We start from the raw sequence: 16,490 nt of genomic DNA on the forward strand, positions 1-16,490 counted from the left end.
TCCTTATTTCTTTTGATGCTCCGCATCGAGTTTGCGTAAGAAAGCCATCTTCTCTTTGATTTGGGATTCAAGCCCACGTTCAACGGGCTCATACCAATGCGGCTCTTTCATACCCTCTGGTAAATAAGATTCCCCTGCAGCATAGCCATGGGGTTCATCATGGGCATAGCGATACTCTTTGCCATGGCCAAGCTCTTTCATGAGTTTAGTGGGGGCATTGCGCAAATGATTCGGTACGGGCTTAGATTGATCGTTTGCTACATAAGCTCGAGCAGCATTAAAAGCGTTGTAGCTGGCATTGCTTTTAGAGGCTACAGCAAGATAGACCACGGCCTGACCTAAGGCAAGTTCACCTTCTGGGGATCCCAATCGTTCAAATGTTTGTGCAGCATCGTTGGCCAATTGCATTGCCCTTGGATCGGCCAAACCAATATCTTCCCAAGCCATGCGAATAATACGTCTAGCAAGATAGCGTGGGTCTGCGCCACCATCAAGCATACGGCAGAACCAATAGAGCGCTGCATCGGGATTAGAGCCTCTGACCGATTTATGCAGTGCAGAGATCTGATCATAAAAATGATCTCCACCTTTATCAAAGCGACGGGCTTGGACGGTCAGCGCATTCTCAATAAAGGTTTGGTCCACAGTCTCAACTTGAGCATTCGGCGTCAACACAGCGTTACGAACTTGCTCAACGAGGTTTAGTAAGCGCCTGGCATCACCATCCGCGTTAGAAATCAGAGTGTCAATTGCCGCAGGTTCAAACTGAACTTGGGGCATTGCATATTGATGCGCGCGCTCAAATAGGGTTTTAAGTTCCACCTCGTTCAGCGACTTCAGTACGTATACCTGCGCACGCGATAGCAGTGCGGAGTTCACCTCAAATGAAGGGTTCTCTGTCGTGGCGCCGATAAAGGTAAATAAGCCTGATTCCACATGGGGTAGTAGGGCATCTTGCTGGCTCTTGTTGAAGCGGTGAATTTCATCGACAAACAAAATCGTTTGTTTGCCATATTGAGCCATGTTTTGTTGTGCTTGCTCAATTGCTTCACGGATCTCCTTGACGCCTGCGAGGACGGCAGAGATTGCAATGAACTCACGATCAAAGGCTTTGGCTGATAGTCTTGCAAGCGTCGTTTTACCAACGCCTGGCGGCCCCCACAAAATCATGGAGTGGGGTTTTCCGGAGGCAAATGCAAGACTGAGAGGTTTACCCGCAGCTAGTAAATGCGTTTGACCAATGACTTCTTCGATCGTTTTTGGGCGAAGCGCTTCCGCTAATGGCGGTGGCGGGGTGCTATCAAAAAGACCGCTCATCGAATCATGCTTGAATAAACAAAATGACTAAAGACGCCCAAGTTAGGCAAGCTGCTGCTACATAGGTCAGGCGATTGCGCATTGTCATAAATGCAGAGCGCGTCACTTCATCGGCAAAATAATATTGATAGGTGTTTTGATCAATATTGCGCTGGATGATTAATGTAGAAGCCAGGATTAAGAGACCAACTGGGATGTAGATGTGTAGCGCTACCCAGGCAACTAGGGCAGGGATGACACCCCAAATCCAGGCATTGCGGTCTTCCCAGCGATCGCCCGTAGGTGCTTTGCCAAGTAAGTGCAGGTTTGCACCCCAATGTAAGGCACCCATAAACGAAGTAATGACAGCGCCGTAGCCTGCTAATGATTCAGCGCTTAAATAATTCAGGGGAGTGGGTGCCAATTGCACCATCAACGCCAATCCAACAAAAGGGATGAGACCGGCATAGCCAAGTTTGCGAACTAAGGGTGGAATGGGGTTCACGATGAAATGATTTAAGTTAAGTGATGAATGGATAAATTATTTGGCGTAGGTGTAAACGCCGCGGCCTGTTTTGCGGCCAAGATATCCGGCGGCAACCATTTCACGAAGCAATGGACATGGACGGTATTTAGAGTCACTAAAGTTTTCAAAATACACTTCCATTACTGCTAAACAGGTATCAAGACCAATCAAGTCGGCCAGGGCAAGCGGGCCAATTGGTTGGTTGCAGCCCAACTTCATGCCGGCATCAATGTCTTCAGGGCTTGCGAGTCCCTCTGATAGTACGAAGAAGGCTTCATTAATCATCGGTAACAAGATGCGATTAACCACAAAACCTGGAGAGTTCTTGACGGTGATCGGTTCTTTGCCAACACGCTTAGCCATTTCAATAATGGCAGCATGCGTTTCATCGCTAGTCTGTAGGCCACGGATCACTTCCACCAGTGCCATGAGGGGCGGCGGGTTAAAGAAGTGCATGCCAATGAAGCGTGCAGGATTGGAATCTAATGCAGCCAATTTGGTAATGGAGAGAGAAGAAGTGTTTGTTGCAATGATGGTGTCTTTGCTCACAATCTCATCAACCTGCTTCAAAATTTTTTCTTTAATGGCTTGGTTTTCAGTGGCAGCCTCGATGACTAAGCCCAGTCCTTTTAAATCTGCATAAGAGGTGCTGCCTTTAATGCGCTTGAGGGCAGACTCTTTTGCTTCGGCGGATAAAGTTTCTTTCTTGACGAGGCGATCTAAGCTTTTACTCACTTGATCTAAGCCGCGCTGTACTGCTGCTTCGTTGATATCAACCATCACTACGTCCAGACCGGCAACTGCACATACTTGTGCAATACCATTGCCCATTGTTCCCGCACCGATCACACCGACTGATTGAATCTTCATCTTATTTCCTCTTTTGATACTGAGTTGAACCAAACAACTGCTCTCTAGCCTTGTCATCGTGCAAGGGTTTACGTAATGCTGTTAATACTTGGCAACCACGCTTTACTGCTGGTCGCTCACCAATCATTTCAAACCATTTCTTGAAATGCGGATATTCATTTATTTCAATACCTTGGTTTTTCCAGTTCCGCGTCCATGGGTAAATAGCCATGTCCGCAATGGAATAGGTTTTTCCTGCGATATAAGGATTATCTTTCAGTTGGCCGTCGAGCACCCCATAAATTCGCTTGGCTTCATTAGTGTATCGATTGATCGCGTACTCAATTTTCTCTGGGGCATACAGCCGGAAGTGATGGTTTTGACCTAGCATGGGGCCTAGGCCGCCCATTTGAAACATGAGCCATTGCAAAACCTCGTATTTGCCGCGCGTGCTTTTAGGCAAAAACTTCCCGCTCTTGCTGGCTAAATACAGAAGAATCGCCCCAGATTCAAAAATACTAATTGGCTTGCCATCTGGCCCATTTGGGTCGACGATTGCTGGGATCTTATTGTTGGGGCTAATCTTGAGAAACTCCGGAGCGAACTGATCGCCGGCGCCAATATCAATCGGGTGCGCAATCCAGTCTCGATCGAGTCGATAGCCACATTCTTCTAGCATGATGTGAACCTTGTGACCATTTGGTGTGGGCCAGCTGTAAACGTCAATCACATTGCTAGATTTTTGCTTTGCCATAGATGCCTTTATAGATTTTGGAGACGTTGAAGTGCATTTGTCAGAGTTTGTTCTTGTTTTGCAAAACAAAAACGAATTACGCCAGATTCAGTTGCTTGATCATAGAAAGCAGAAACAGGAATTGCAGCAACCCCAATTTTGGAGGTAAGCCATTTACAAAAATCTGCTTCATTTAACTTTGCTTCCGGAATATTTAATGCTGTGTAATCTACGCATTGAAAATAGGTGCCCGGAGTGGGTAGTAATTTAAAGTCCGTCTTACTCAAGCCCGCCCTAAAAAAATCTCTCTTAGCTTGATAGAAGGCTGGCAGATTTAAATAATGCTTGGCATCAGCTAAGTAGGCAGCCAGACCATACTGCATTGGCGTATTAACTGTAAACACATTGAATTGATGCACTTTACGAAATTCTTTTGTGAGTAGCGGTGGGGCGGCAACATAACCAACCTTCCAGCCCGTGACGTGATAGGTCTTCCCAAAGCTAGAAATTAAGAAGCTTCTTGCTGCAAGCTCAGGATGCGAGGCTACGCTGTGATGCTGAGCCCCGTCATAGACCATATGTTCATATACTTCATCGCTCAGAATTAAGGCGGAGGTATTGCGAACCAGATTTGCTAGTTTATCTAGATCTGCAGTGCCCCAAACCATCCCAGTAGGATTGTGTGGCGTATTGATAATAATGAGTCGTGTTTTGGAGTGAATTGCCTTTGCTAATGCATCCCAAGGAATTTGATAAGAGGTGACTCGCCCAGTTTCATCGCGAATTACTTCAAGTGAAACGGCAATTGTTTTGCCGCCAGCCAACTCTATTGATGGTCGATAGCTATCGTAAGCTGGCTCAATGATGATGACTTCATCTCCTGGGCTCACGCAGGAGAGAACTGCAGTCATGATTCCTTGGGTGCCGCCAGCAGTTATTGTGATTTCAGATTCGGCATCGTAATGATGACCATATAAGTTTTGAATCTTTTCCGCAATCCCGTTGCGCAGATCCGCAACTCCAATCATTGGAGGATATTGATTGTGATCGGCCAGCATGGCTTCATTCACATGCGTGATGAGTTGTCGATCACAGGGAAAGTCTGGAAAACCTTGCCCTAGATTAATCGCATGATGTTCATTTGCGAGAGCAGACATCACCGTAAACACGGTAGTCCCTACCTTGGGTAGGCGGCTCGGAAATGTTGGAGTCTCTTGCTTGTTCATGGGGTTAATAAGAGGGGTTAGGGCTTTTAAGGCAAGTAATCCTGGTAGTCGCTAGAATGGTAAAAATACATATACAAATTGTGCCATGCTGATCGTCCTTTCTCCCGCTAAATCCTTGGATTACAAGACTGCCGTCAAGGTTAAGGCCCCCACCTTGCCAGAATTCGTCTCCGAATCAGCCAAGCTCATTGCTGACCTTAAAAAACTGGCCCCTCAGGACGTTGCCAACTTAATGGGTTTATCGGATCAATTGGCCACCTTGAACGTCGGTCGGTATCGTGATTGGTCTAAGAAATTTACCGAAGAAAACAGTAAGCCTGCAATCTACGCTTTTGATGGCGACGTTTACGATGGTTTTGATGTCAAAACCCTCAACGCCAAGGCTGTTGATTTTGCGCAAGATCACATTCGGATCTTGTCAGGGCTATATGGAGCCTTAAGGCCCCTAGATTTGATGCAGGCCTATCGCCTTGAAATGGGTACTGCATTTAAAAATGCACGAGGTAAGGATCTTTATGCATTTTGGGGTTCACGAGTGACTGATTCCCTGAAAAAAGTCCTGGAAAAACAAAAGAAGCCCGTATTACTCAATTTGGCTTCAGAGGAGTATTTCAAGGTACTTCAGCCCAAAGAATTGGGTTGTCCTGTAATTGCCCCCGTGTTTCAGGATGCCAAGGATGGTAAGTACAAGATCATTTCTTTCTATGCCAAGCGTGCACGCGGTTTAATGGCTCGTTATGTAGTTGAGAATCGCATTACAGATCCTGCGGATTTGAAGGGTTTTAATTTGGATGGCTATAAGTATTACGCTGCAGATTCCAAGTTGGATAAGCCTGTATTTAGAAGGGCAGAAAGAAAATAATGGCTGTACATCGCACTAAAGCATCACAACGCAACTCCCCTGAGGTGGAGAAATTAGTAGCGGATGCCATTTCTTTGGCGGCCTCTGGAAGTCAAGTCGAAGATCGATTCTGGGAAGAGCGTTTGAATGTCCGCCTGATGCGTTTGCTCAAGAGTCAAAATCAAAATGTGATTGATGCCGCGCTAGATCAAACCTTTCGCATTAATACCGTAGCCTTTGAGGTGCTGGCTGACATTGCAGAAACCCTGGCAGAGTCCTTGAAGCTAGAGCATGAAGGTCAGGAGTGGGATGTCTTGCTCTTGGCCATGCCTATCGTTGCGCATACGCGTTATCAGATTCCTTCTGGCCCATTGCCGGTCAATATCATTGAAGCTACTGCTCAAGCTTTGCATAGCGCCGTTGCTTCAACTGATACTCGCCTAGCTATCGTGCCTTGGCTCTACAGCATTGATCAAATGCCGCATTCTCATTGTCAAACTCGTGTATTGACTGAATCTTTAGCGGCTGCAGCCATCTCTGGAAAAGACGTGAAGTTAGAGCTGCGTGATATGTCAGAAACTATTGCCGTGTTGGCTGACCCGCGTTTCATTATTGCTGCATTAAGTGCGCCAAGTGGTTCGCCTATCTTCCGCTGGCAAGCAGAGCCGCCGGCTCGACAAGAGCGGGGCGTGAGCTTAATCGGTTGGCAAAATGCGATGCAAGAGCCTATCGCTTCTTTGCTGCCGGGATGTGAGTTTGAGTTGTTATTGCCAGAGGCGTATTTCACAAATTGCCGCTTGGCCGATAAGCATGTTCGTCCTTTGAGCATTCGCGCGGCAGTCAATTTTCTTGAAAGTACCTTAGGTATCCTTCCCGCAGGCCTATCTTGCGTGGTCGGCGCCTTCGGTGAAGAGCAGGCAGATGAATACCGCATCTCTTTTAGTGCAAAGGGATCTTCAGAGGTGATGTATGGGGTAATTTGGCCGCTCTACGATCGCGAGAGCGTTAGTAGTGATGCGTTAAATGACTTGTCCGATGACGAGAGCCCGATTAAGAAAATTTGTGATGCATTGCATGATGCTGGGGTGGAAGATGTGTTCCGTCACGCAATGTTGTTTGATCCTGAGCTATGTGACGATTGCGGAGCACCGTTGTTTCCTGATAGGTCGGGCGAAGCCGTGCATGCGGAGATGCCAGAAGATACGCCAACGCAGCAGCCCTTATTTCATTAAAGAAAAAAAGAAAATTCAAGCATTAAAAAAGCCGAGAAATTCTCGGCTTTTTTAATTAAGGCAATGTGAAAAATTAATTCGCTACAAAGGGTTCCGCACCAGCAAACAAATGCGGCAACTTACCGGACTTCATTTCTGCTGTTTGGCAGAAATCAGCAAGTCGTACACCTGCTTTAATGTTAAACAACATCGCTTTGTTGCCCAACACTACGAGGTCAAATCCAGAGTTCGTATTTTTGTAACGCAAGCTACCCGGCAGGGAAGTTTGACGATCTAAATCATACGTTTTGGATTCCCATGTGAGACGAACTTTCTCGGTTGTGCCAGCGGTTTTGAACTGCTTACTTTCTTGACACGTCCAAGTAAATACTTCTTCATTGGCGCTGACATTTGCAGCACCCAAAAGGCCAGCAATTACAACGCTAATGGTGAGAAGGTTTTTCTTCATTTGGATTTTCCTTAAGAGAGCAAGTGCTTAACGCCAGCTTGTTCTTCAAGTAATTCGTTGAGAGTGTGAGTCATACGCTCGCGGGAGAATTCATCGATCTCTAAACCTTCGATCATTTTGTATTCGCCGTTTTCGCATACCACTGGGAAGCCATAAATCACTTCAGCAGGAATGCCGTATTCACCTTTAGAAGGAATACCCATTGTTACCCACTTGCCGTTAGTGCCGAGAACCCAGTCATGAATATGGTCGATTGCCGCATTCGCTGCAGAAGCTGCAGATGAAAGGCCACGAGCTTCAATGATGGCTGCACCACGTTTACCAACAGTAGGAATAAATACATCTTTATTCCAAGCCGCATCGTTGATGGCGTCTTTTACAGACTTGCCATCAATCGTTGCAAAGCGATAGTCTGGGTACATTGTTGGGCTGTGGTTGCCCCAAACAACCAACTTCTCAATATCAGCAACAGGCTTATTCAGTTTGTTAGCTAATTGTGAAAGAGCGCGGTTATGGTCAAGGCGCAACATTGCCGTGAAGTTCTTCGCAGGAATATCTGGTGCAGATTTCATCGCGATGTAAGCGTTGGTGTTTGCTGGGTTACCAACAACCAATACTCTTACAGTCTTCTTAGCAACGGCATTCAATGCTTTGCCTTGTGCTGTGAAAATTTGTGCGTTAGCGGAGAGCAAATCTTTACGCTCCATGCCAGGACCGCGAGGACGTGCACCAACCAAAAGGGCTACGTCGATATCTTTAAAGGCAGTCATTGGGTCGGAGTGAGCAGTCATGCCAGCTAAAAGTGGGAATGCGCAGTCTTCCAATTCCATCATGACGCCAGTTAACGCTTTTTGTGCTTTTTCATCAGGAATTTCAAGCAACTGGAGAATGACGGGCTGATCTTTGCCCAAAAGGTCGCCATTGGCGATGCGGAATAGAAGGGAATATCCGATTTGACCGGCTGCACCGGTTACGGCGACACGCATTGGGGCTTTTGCCATTACTAATAACTCCAGAAAGAAGGTTAAGAGGGTTAATTAATGAAAACTTTTCTATTATCCATTCAAGTGTATGGACTTTCGCTTTACACTGTCAATGATGTCTTATATAAGACTTAGAATTGCTGTAGATTTTATCCAATTGATGTCCCCCGTGGAGTGAATTTGTCAGATCTAACATTGCCTATAGCCTCATTTAGCCCTCTGTACGAGCAGATTAAGGCCATGATTTTGGCCAGCTTACAAGCCTCGGAATGGCTTCCAGGAGAGGCTATTCCCAGTGAAATGGAGCTTGCAGCCAGATATGCGGTCAGCCAAGGTACGGTTCGCAAGGCGATTGACGAGCTAGCAGCCCAAAACCTTTTGGTTCGCCGCCAAGGGAAGGGTACTTTTGTTGCCACCCATCAGGAAGATGACTGGCAATACCGGTTTTTGCGCCTGGCCCCGGATTCTGGCGAGAAATTTCACCTGATTAACCAGTTTTTATCCTGTGAAAACACGAAGGCGAGCGCCTATGTGGCCAATTTGCTTAAATTAAAGGCAGGTGACCCCATTATTCACATTGACCGCGTGCAGAGTTTTGCAGGCAAACCCATTGTTTTTGAAGAGATTTTTCTCCCAGGAGCACGCTTTAAAGGTTTGGATCTAGAGGCTTTGAATAATTGGCATGGCCCGGTTTACGCTTTTTATGAGAGTCAACACGCCACTCACATGGTGCGCGCAGAGGAAAAAATCAAGGCAGTAAGCGCTGATGAAGCGCTAGCCAAGCACCTACATTTGGAGCCTGGCGCGCCACTGCTTTCAGTAGAGAGGGTAGCCTTTACCTACGGGAATAAACCAGTAGAAATTCGGCACGCTAGGTACGACACTTCAGAGCAGCATTACGAGAACAAATTGAACTAAGCAATTGAATTAATTTATCCGTTAAAACCCCTATTAAACCCCTATAAACCCGTAAAAATCCCCACTAGCCCTAAGGTTTCCAATAGAATATGTTGCGATACAACAAAACCACAACGAACCTCCACCTAAAGATAGAGATTACCCATGGTTGATTCACAGCAAAACGTTAAAAAAGACAGACCGGTTTACCGAAATATTGGTCTAGCCCAACTGGTCAAATACCGCCTTCCTTGGGCTGGTAAAGTTTCCATTCTTCATCGCATCAGTGGAGCAGCTTTGTTCCTCTTGTTGCCATTTATTTTGTATCTCTTCGATCAGAGCCTTGCTTCTGAGTTGAGTTATCAAAAATTCCAGGCGTTCACCGGCAATATCTTGGTGAAGATTATTTGCCTAGGCCTGATCTGGTCTTTCTTGCATCATTTCTGTGCTGGTATCCGTTACCTCTTGCTCGATTTAGAAATCGGCGTAGAGAAGTCTGAAGCGAATCGTTCCGCCATTGTTGTTTTGTTCCTTGGTTTAGCTTTGACTGCGGTAGTGGGTCTCAAATTATTCGGCGTGTACTAAGCGCACATCATTTAAGGAAATTTCATGCCTATTTATCAAATTGGACCAAAGCGCTTAGTTGTAGGCGCTCATTACGGCCTTAAAGAATGGATCATTCAGCGCGTAACTGCGATTGTGATGGTGGTGTTTACGATTGTTTTGCTCGTTGACTATTGCGTTACTGGCAGTGCGACCTACGAAGGTTGGTCTGGCTTGTTCAGCGGCCAAGTTATGAAGCTCTTAACGCTCTTGGCATTCATTAGCTTGTTCTATCACGCCTGGATTGGCATACGTGACATCTGGATGGATTACATCAAGCCCGTCAGCATTCGTTTAACACTGCAAGTGTTAACCGTTCTGTATCTCGTAGCCTGTGCGGCCTATGCCGTTCAAATTTTGTGGAAAGTGTAATTCGATGACTGCAATTAAAAAATCATTGCCACGCCGCCGTTTTGATGCGGTGATTATTGGAGCGGGTGGTTCAGGTATGCGCGCATCATTGCAGTTGGCTGAAGCCGGCTTGAATGTTGCTGTATTGACTAAAGTATTCCCAACACGTTCACATACTGTTGCTGCACAAGGTGGTATTGGTGCTTCATTAGGCAACATGAGTGAAGACAATTGGCACTATCACTTTTACGACACCATCAAAGGTTCCGACTGGTTAGGTGACCAAGACGTGATCGAGTTTATGTGTCGCGAAGCTCCAAAAGTTGTTTATGAGTTAGAGCACTTTGGTATGCCGTTTGACCGCAACCCAGATGGCACGATTTATCAGCGTCCATTCGGTGGTCATACTGCCAACTACGGTGAGAAGCCAGTACAACGCGCTTGCGCTGCAGCTGACCGTACTGGTCATGCAATGTTGCACACTTTGTATCAGCGTAACGTGCGCGCTAAAACCAACTTCTTTGTTGAGTGGTTAGCGCTTGATTTGATTCGTGATGACGCAGGTGATGTTGTTGGTGTAACTGCTCTCGAAATGGAAACAGGCCAGGTATACATCTTGGAAGCCAAGATTGTGATGCTGGCTACAGGTGGTGCTGGTCGTATTTGGGATGCATCTACAAACGCATTTATTAATACCGGCGACGGTATGGGCTTAGCAGCTCGCGCAGGCATTCCATTGGAAGATATGGAATTCTGGCAATTCCACCCAACTGGCGTAGCTGGTGCGGGCGTGTTGTTGACAGAAGGTTGCCGCGGTGAAGGCGGCATCTTGCGCAATAAAGATGGCGAGCGTTTCATGGAACGTTATGCGCCAACATTGAAAGATTTGGCTCCACGCGATTTCGTATCTCGTTCAATGGACCAAGAAATTAAAGAAGGGCGCGGTTGCGGTCCTAACGGCGACTATGTGGTGCTCGATTTGACACACATTGGTGCCGATACGATCATGAAGCGTTTGCCTTCTGTATATGAGATTGGCATCAACTTTGCTAACGTTGACGTTACTAAAGAGCCAATTCCAGTTGTGCCAACCATTCACTATCAGATGGGCGGTATTCCTACGAACATCAACGGTCAAGTTGTTGTGCCTGCTAACGGCATTCACAACGAAATCGTGAATGGCTTGTATGCAATTGGTGAGTGTTCATGCGTTTCTGTGCACGGTGCTAACCGCTTGGGCACCAACTCGTTGCTCGACCTCTTGGTATTCGGTCGTGCAGCTGGTAACCACATTGTTGGCCTTGATCTCAAGAATCGCGAATTCAAGCCATTGCCTGCTAATGCTGGTGAGCAAACATTGGAGCGTATTGCGAAGTTGGATAACTCTACTTCTGGTGAGTATGCGCAAGACGTTGCAAACGACATTCGCAAGTGCATGCAGAAATATGCTGGCGTATTCCGCAATCAAGAGTTGATGGACGAAGGTGTTCGTCAAATGGCTAAATTGACAGAGCGCGCTAAGCACTTATGGGTAAAAGACAAATCAGAGATTTTCAATACAGCACGTATTGAAGCTTTGGAAGTGGCTAACTTGGTTGAGACTGCAAATGCAACCATGATTTCTGCGGCAGCTCGTAAAGAAAGTCGCGGCGCTCACTCACATGATGACCATCCGCATCGTGATGATGAGAACTGGATGAAGCATACCCTTTGGTACAGCGAGGGCAATAAGCTTACTTACAAACCAGTTATTTTGAAGCCTTTAACTGTTGAGTCCTTCCCTCCAAAAGAACGTACTTTCTAAGCGAAGAGAAATAGAAAATGAGTGATATCCGTATATTCGAAATTTACCGCTACGATCCAGATGTCGATGCAGCTCCACGCATGGAACGCTATGAGTTAGAACTCACTGGTGAGCGTATGTTGTTGGATGCTTTGATTTCTTTGAAGAAGCAAGACGAAACAATTTCTTATCGTCGTTCATGCCGTGAAGGCGTGTGCGGTTCAGATGCAATGAACATCAACGGTAAAAATGGTTTGGCTTGTTTGACCAATATGTTGACTTTGCCTAAGGTCATCACATTGCGCCCATTACCTGGCTTGCCAGTGGTGCGCGATTTGATCGTCGATATGACTTTGTTCTTCAAACAATACTTGTCTATCAAGCCTTACTTGGTTAATGACAATCCACCTCCTGAAAAAGAGCGTCTCCAGAGTCCTGAAGAGCGTGAAGAGTTGAATGGTTTGTATGAGTGCATCTTGTGCGCATCATGCTCAACTTCATGCCCATCCTTCTGGTGGAATCCAGATAAGTTCGTTGGCCCAGCTGGTTTATTGCAGGCTTATCGCTTTATTGCCGATAGCCGTGATGAAGAAACTGCACAACGCCTGGATAACTTAGAAGATCCATACCGCTTGTTCCGTTGCCACACCATCATGAATTGCGTGGACGTATGTCCTAAGCACTTGAACCCAACGAAGGCAATTGGCAAGATCAAGGAGTTGATGGTTCGTAGGGCAGTATGACCCTCGGCAATGCAGAGTTATATCGTCTAAAGAGTGATGCTCGCAGGGGCTTACTTGAGAACGATTTAATCCTGCAGCGTTTCTTTGAGCGCCATGGCGCTCAATTAAGTGTCGAAGATGGAAAAGTTTTAAGCCAGTTATTAGCTTTAGATGACAACGACTTAATGGATTTGTTAATTGGTCGTAAAGATTCTGTCGCTAGCCTGGAGAAAGAGATGCAAACAGACTCTTTCAAGAAAGTTTTACAAAGACTGAGAGAGAAGTGATTCAGTCTTTTGGTGCAGTAGTAGCAAGAGCATGTGAACGAATAGTGTATTAATCATAATTTTGAATGACTAAGGATTAGAAATGATTGAATCGGACATCAAGGCAAAACTCTCGTTTTCGGATGGAACACCAGATATTGATCTGCCAATTTACAAAGGGACAGTAGGTCCTGACGTAATCGACATTCGTAAGCTCTACGGTCAGACCGGTAAGTTCACTTACGATTCAGGCTTTCTATCTACTGCGTCATGCAATAGCAAAATTACCTACATCGATGGCGATAAGGGTGAATTGCTCTATCGCGGCTACCCAATTGAAGATTTGGCAAATAACTGCGACTTCTTGGAAGTTTGCTACCTCTTGATCAATGGCGAGTTGCCAAACGCGACAGAGAAAAAAGCATTTGATGAAATGGTTATGCACCACACAATGGTTCATGAGCAAATGCAATTCTTCTTGCGCGGTTTCCGCCGTGATGCGCATCCAATGTCAGTATTGACTGGCTTGGTTGGTGCAATGGCTGCGTTCTACCATGACGAGATCGATTACAGCGACCCACATGCTCGCGAAGTAGCGCAGATTCGTTTGATCGCGAAGATGCCAACTTTGGTTGCGATGGCTTACAAATATTCCGTAGGACAACCATTTATCTATCCAGATAACTCTTTGTCATACACCGCTAACTTTATGCGCATGATGTTTGCAACACCATGTGAAGAGTACAAAGTAAACCCAGTATTGGTGCGTGCTTTGGATCGCATCTTCACATTGCATGCAGACCATGAGCAAAACGCCTCTACATCTACTGTGCGTTTGTGCGGCTCTTCAGGCACAAATCCTTTTGCAGCAATCTCTGCTGGTATTGCTTGCCTCTGGGGCCCAGCGCACGGCGGTGCTAACGAAGCTTGCTTGCAGATGCTCAATGAGATTCAAGCAAACGGTGGCGTAGACAAGATTCATGAATTCATTGCCCAAGTAAAAGACAAGAACTCTAGCGTTCGCTTGATGGGCTTTGGTCACCGCGTTTACAAAAACTTTGACCCACGCGCTAAATTGATGCGTGAAACTTGCTACGAAGTATTGAATGAATTGGGTCTTCAGGATGATCCATTGTTCAAGCTTGCAATGACACTCGAGAAGATTGCATTGGAGGATGACTACTTTGTAAGCCGTAAGCTCTATCCAAATGTAGACTTCTATTCAGGAATCGTTCAGCGTGCTCTCGGTATCCCAACAGAAATGTTCACCTGTATTTTTGCTTTGGCAAGAACAGTAGGTTGGATTGCTCAGTGGGAAGAGATGATCACTGATCCTGAGTACAAGATTGGACGCCCACGTCAGTTGTATGTTGGTGAGACAACACGCAAGGTTCCAAACATCACAGTTCGTAAATAAGGTTTTTAAGGTCTCTCATGTCTCGTACGCTTTATGACAAATTGTGGGATGACCACGTTGTTTACTCTGAAGAGGATGGCACAGCCACGATTTATATTGATCGTCAGTTGCTTCATGAGGTAACCAGTCCTCAGGCATTTGAAGGTTTGAATTTGGCTGGTCGTCCTGTTTGGCGTATCTCCGCTAATTTGGCGGTATCTGATCACAACGTTCCAACGACAGATCGCTCAGAAGGCATTGCCGATCCAATCTCCAGGTTGCAAGTGGATACTTTGGATCAAAACTGCGATGCCTTTGGCATTACTCAATACAAGATGAACGACACCCGTCAGGGGATTGTTCACGTCATCGGACCAGAGCAGGGTGCAACTTTACCTGGCATGACCGTTGTTTGCGGTGACTCCCATACAAGTACGCATGGCGCATTTGGCGCATTAGCATTTGGTATTGGTACATCCGAAGTTGAGCATGTACTGGCTACTCAAACTTTGCTCATGAAAAAGAGCAAAAATATGTTGGTGCGTGTAGATGGCCGTTTGCAGCCAGGCTCTACTGCTAAAGATATTGTGCTTGCTGTCATTGGCAAGATTGGCACTGCTGGCGGCACTGGATACACAATCGAGTTTGCTGGCGAAGCGATTCGCAATCTGTCGATGGAAGGTCGCATGACGGTCTGCAATATGGCGATTGAGGCTGGCGCACGTTCTGGCTTGGTTGCTGTAGATGAAACGACGATCGAATACATCCAAGGTCGTCCATATGCACCTAAAGGCCCGGCCTTATTGCAAGCATTGCAGTATTGGAGAACCTTGCATTCCGATGCAGACGCTAAATTTGATGCAGTAGTGGAATTACGTGCAGAAGAAATTGCTCCACAAGTAACTTGGGGAACTTCACCAGAAATGGTGCTTGCGATTAGTGAGCGTGTTCCTGATCCAGAGAAAGAGCGTGATCCAAACAAGCGTTCAGCAATGGAGCGTGCATTGGAGTATATGAACCTCGTTCCAAATACACCGCTTAGCAGTATTTCTGTTGATAAGGTATTTATCGGTTCTTGTACCAATAGCCGCATTGAAGATATGCGTGCCGCTGCTAAGGTAGTGGACCGCCTCGGCAAGAAAGTTGCCGCCAATGTGAAGTTGGCGCTAGTTGTTCCTGGCTCTGGTTTGGTTAAAGCCCAGGCGGAGCGTGAAGGATTGGATCGCATTTTTAAGGCCGCAGGTTTTGAATGGCGTGAGCCTGGTTGTTCTATGTGCTTGGCAATGAATGCCGATCGCTTGGAGCCGGGTGAGCGTTGCGCTTCAACTTCAAATCGCAACTTCGAAGGTCGCCAAGGTAACGGTGGCAGAACCCATTTAGTTAGCCCAGCAATGGCTGCGGCTGCTGCAATTGAAGGTCACTTTGTTGACGTTCGTAAGATTTCATAAAGGTCATTAAAGAATGAAATTTTCTTCAACATCCCTCATTACGAGATTAACTATTGTTGGTATTGCTGGCTTGCTGATTTCAGCTTGCAGCAGCACGATGGAAGGTTTCGGTAAAGATTTGCAGAACATGGGAACGTCCATGGGTGGCGGAAATTCTTCTCAGCAAAATCAATCACAAACCAAGGGTAAAGACGTTGTCGTTACTCCTGTGAAGTAATCAATTAGAGTCAGAATCATGGATAAATTTACGGTATACAAAGGTTTAGTTGCTCCGCTTAATCGTGAGAACGTGGATACCGATGCCATCATTCCAAAGCAGTTTCTAAAATCCATTAAGAAGACTGGGTTTGGTCAAAACCTATTTGATGAGTGGCGTTATTTAGATCATGGCGAACCTGGTCAAGATTGCAGCACTCGTCCTCTCAATCCTGATTTCGTTCTGAATCAACCCCGTTATAAAGGTGCTGGCATTTTGCTAGCTCGCAAGAACTTTGGCTGCGGCAGCTCCCGTGAGCATGCACCATGGGCGTTGGATCAATATGGCTTTAGAGCGGTTATTGCTCCAAGTTTTGCAGATATCTTTTACAACAACTGCTTCAAAAACGGCGTTTTACCCATTGTTTTGACTGAAATGCAGGTCGATCATTTATTCAATGAAACCCTCGCATTTAGCGGTTATCAGTTAACCATTGATCTAGAGGCCCAGCAGGTGATTGCCCCTGACGGCACAGCCTATAGCTTCGATGTAGCTCCTTTTAGGAAGTATTGCCTACTCAACGGCTTAGACGATATTGGCTTAACCCTGCAACATGCAGATAAAATCAAGGCTTATGAAGCCGAGCGCATTCTAAAAATGCCTTGGCTTGCTACACAATTGCCGTAATTTCGTT

Annotated in this window: 19 protein-coding genes; 12 read left to right on the forward strand and 7 right to left on the reverse strand. The window is 46.2% G+C overall.

Features of this window, described 5'->3' with window-relative positions:
• Positions 1-3: 3 nt before the first annotated feature.
• Genes C2745_RS03845 through C2745_RS03865 form a run of 5 tightly spaced genes read right to left on the reverse strand, consistent with a single transcriptional unit; the run spans position 4 to position 4,630 of the window.
• Entirely contained in the window at positions 4-1,317 is a 1,314-nt protein-coding gene (locus C2745_RS03845; RefSeq protein ID WP_215385194.1) for a replication-associated recombination protein A, read from the reverse strand.
• Positions 1,318-1,321: 4 nt separating this feature from the next.
• On the reverse strand, positions 1,322-1,801 hold the full coding sequence (locus C2745_RS03850; RefSeq protein ID WP_251368397.1) for a DUF3429 domain-containing protein: 480 nt from the start codon (positions 1,799-1,801) through the stop codon (positions 1,322-1,324).
• Between the two features lie 36 nt (positions 1,802-1,837).
• Positions 1,838-2,692 carry a 3-hydroxybutyryl-CoA dehydrogenase gene (locus tag C2745_RS03855; RefSeq protein ID WP_215385195.1) on the reverse strand — a complete coding sequence of 285 codons (855 nt, stop codon included), beginning with the start codon at positions 2,690-2,692 and terminating at the stop codon, positions 1,838-1,840.
• Position 2,693: 1 nt separating this feature from the next.
• Complete coding sequence (locus C2745_RS03860) at positions 2,694-3,401, reverse strand: glutathione binding-like protein (RefSeq protein WP_215385606.1); 708 nt, start codon at positions 3,399-3,401, stop codon at positions 2,694-2,696.
• Between the two features lie 32 nt (positions 3,402-3,433).
• Entirely contained in the window at positions 3,434-4,630 is a 1,197-nt protein-coding gene (locus C2745_RS03865; protein ID WP_215385196.1) for a pyridoxal phosphate-dependent aminotransferase, read from the reverse strand.
• An 85-nt stretch (positions 4,631-4,715) separates the two neighbouring features.
• On the opposite strand from C2745_RS03865, the gene yaaA reads away from it, so the two are divergent.
• Together yaaA and C2745_RS03875 are read left to right on the forward strand one after the other, a co-directional pair.
• Positions 4,716-5,492 carry a peroxide stress protein YaaA gene (yaaA, locus tag C2745_RS03870; RefSeq protein WP_215385197.1) on the forward strand — a complete coding sequence of 259 codons (777 nt, stop codon included), beginning with the start codon at positions 4,716-4,718 and terminating at the stop codon, positions 5,490-5,492.
• Positions 5,492-6,703 carry a DUF2863 family protein gene (locus C2745_RS03875; protein ID WP_215385198.1) on the forward strand — a complete coding sequence of 404 codons (1,212 nt, stop codon included), beginning with the start codon at positions 5,492-5,494 and terminating at the stop codon, positions 6,701-6,703. The genes yaaA and C2745_RS03875 overlap by 1 nt, the downstream gene beginning before the upstream one ends.
• A 73-nt stretch (positions 6,704-6,776) precedes the next feature.
• Here C2745_RS03875 and C2745_RS03880 read toward each other — a convergent pair whose 3' ends face one another.
• Together C2745_RS03880 and C2745_RS03885 are read right to left on the reverse strand one after the other, a co-directional pair.
• Positions 6,777-7,151: a hypothetical protein gene (locus C2745_RS03880; RefSeq protein ID WP_215385199.1), complete on the reverse strand. Its 375-nt coding sequence runs from the start codon at positions 7,149-7,151 to the stop codon at positions 6,777-6,779.
• A gap of 11 nt (positions 7,152-7,162) precedes the next feature.
• The gene (locus C2745_RS03885) at positions 7,163-8,152 is read right to left on the reverse strand and encodes a malate dehydrogenase (RefSeq protein ID WP_215385200.1); all 990 of its coding nucleotides are present in this window, start codon (positions 8,150-8,152) and stop codon (positions 7,163-7,165) included.
• 156 nt (positions 8,153-8,308) lie between these two features.
• On the opposite strand from C2745_RS03885, the gene C2745_RS03890 reads away from it, so the two are divergent.
• From C2745_RS03890 to leuD, 10 genes are all read left to right on the forward strand, one after another.
• Positions 8,309-9,052 (forward strand): GntR family transcriptional regulator, encoded by a 744-nt coding sequence (locus C2745_RS03890; protein ID WP_251368398.1) that lies wholly within the window; start codon positions 8,309-8,311, stop codon positions 9,050-9,052.
• A gap of 144 nt (positions 9,053-9,196) precedes the next feature.
• The gene (sdhC, locus tag C2745_RS03895; RefSeq protein WP_215385202.1) at positions 9,197-9,616 is read left to right on the forward strand and encodes a succinate dehydrogenase, cytochrome b556 subunit; all 420 of its coding nucleotides are present in this window, start codon (positions 9,197-9,199) and stop codon (positions 9,614-9,616) included.
• A 24-nt stretch (positions 9,617-9,640) separates the two neighbouring features.
• Positions 9,641-10,006 carry a succinate dehydrogenase, hydrophobic membrane anchor protein gene (gene sdhD / locus C2745_RS03900; RefSeq protein WP_128113420.1) on the forward strand — a complete coding sequence of 122 codons (366 nt, stop codon included), beginning with the start codon at positions 9,641-9,643 and terminating at the stop codon, positions 10,004-10,006.
• A gap of 4 nt (positions 10,007-10,010) precedes the next feature.
• The gene (gene sdhA / locus C2745_RS03905; RefSeq protein ID WP_215385204.1) at positions 10,011-11,789 is read left to right on the forward strand and encodes a succinate dehydrogenase flavoprotein subunit; all 1,779 of its coding nucleotides are present in this window, start codon (positions 10,011-10,013) and stop codon (positions 11,787-11,789) included.
• A 17-nt stretch (positions 11,790-11,806) separates the two neighbouring features.
• On the forward strand, positions 11,807-12,511 hold the full coding sequence (locus C2745_RS03910; RefSeq protein WP_062308838.1) for a succinate dehydrogenase iron-sulfur subunit: 705 nt from the start codon (positions 11,807-11,809) through the stop codon (positions 12,509-12,511).
• Positions 12,508-12,777, forward strand: a complete 270-nt coding sequence (locus C2745_RS03915; RefSeq protein ID WP_215385206.1) for a succinate dehydrogenase assembly factor 2 — start codon at positions 12,508-12,510, stop codon at positions 12,775-12,777. Before C2745_RS03910 ends, C2745_RS03915 begins: the two co-directional genes overlap by 4 nt.
• A gap of 82 nt (positions 12,778-12,859) precedes the next feature.
• Positions 12,860-14,173 (forward strand): citrate synthase, encoded by a 1,314-nt coding sequence (gltA, locus tag C2745_RS03920; RefSeq protein WP_215385208.1) that lies wholly within the window; start codon positions 12,860-12,862, stop codon positions 14,171-14,173.
• 17 nt (positions 14,174-14,190) lie between these two features.
• Positions 14,191-15,600: a 3-isopropylmalate dehydratase large subunit gene (gene leuC, locus C2745_RS03925; RefSeq protein WP_215385210.1), complete on the forward strand. Its 1,410-nt coding sequence runs from the start codon at positions 14,191-14,193 to the stop codon at positions 15,598-15,600.
• A 13-nt stretch (positions 15,601-15,613) separates the two neighbouring features.
• Positions 15,614-15,817 (forward strand): hypothetical protein, encoded by a 204-nt coding sequence (locus C2745_RS03930; RefSeq protein WP_215385212.1) that lies wholly within the window; start codon positions 15,614-15,616, stop codon positions 15,815-15,817.
• Positions 15,818-15,835: 18 nt separating this feature from the next.
• The gene (leuD, locus tag C2745_RS03935) at positions 15,836-16,483 is read left to right on the forward strand and encodes a 3-isopropylmalate dehydratase small subunit (protein WP_215385213.1); all 648 of its coding nucleotides are present in this window, start codon (positions 15,836-15,838) and stop codon (positions 16,481-16,483) included.
• Positions 16,484-16,490 lie beyond the last annotated feature (7 nt).

This window comes from Polynucleobacter sp. AP-Kolm-20A-A1, assembly GCF_018688315.1.
GTDB lineage: Bacteria > Pseudomonadota > Gammaproteobacteria > Burkholderiales > Burkholderiaceae > Polynucleobacter.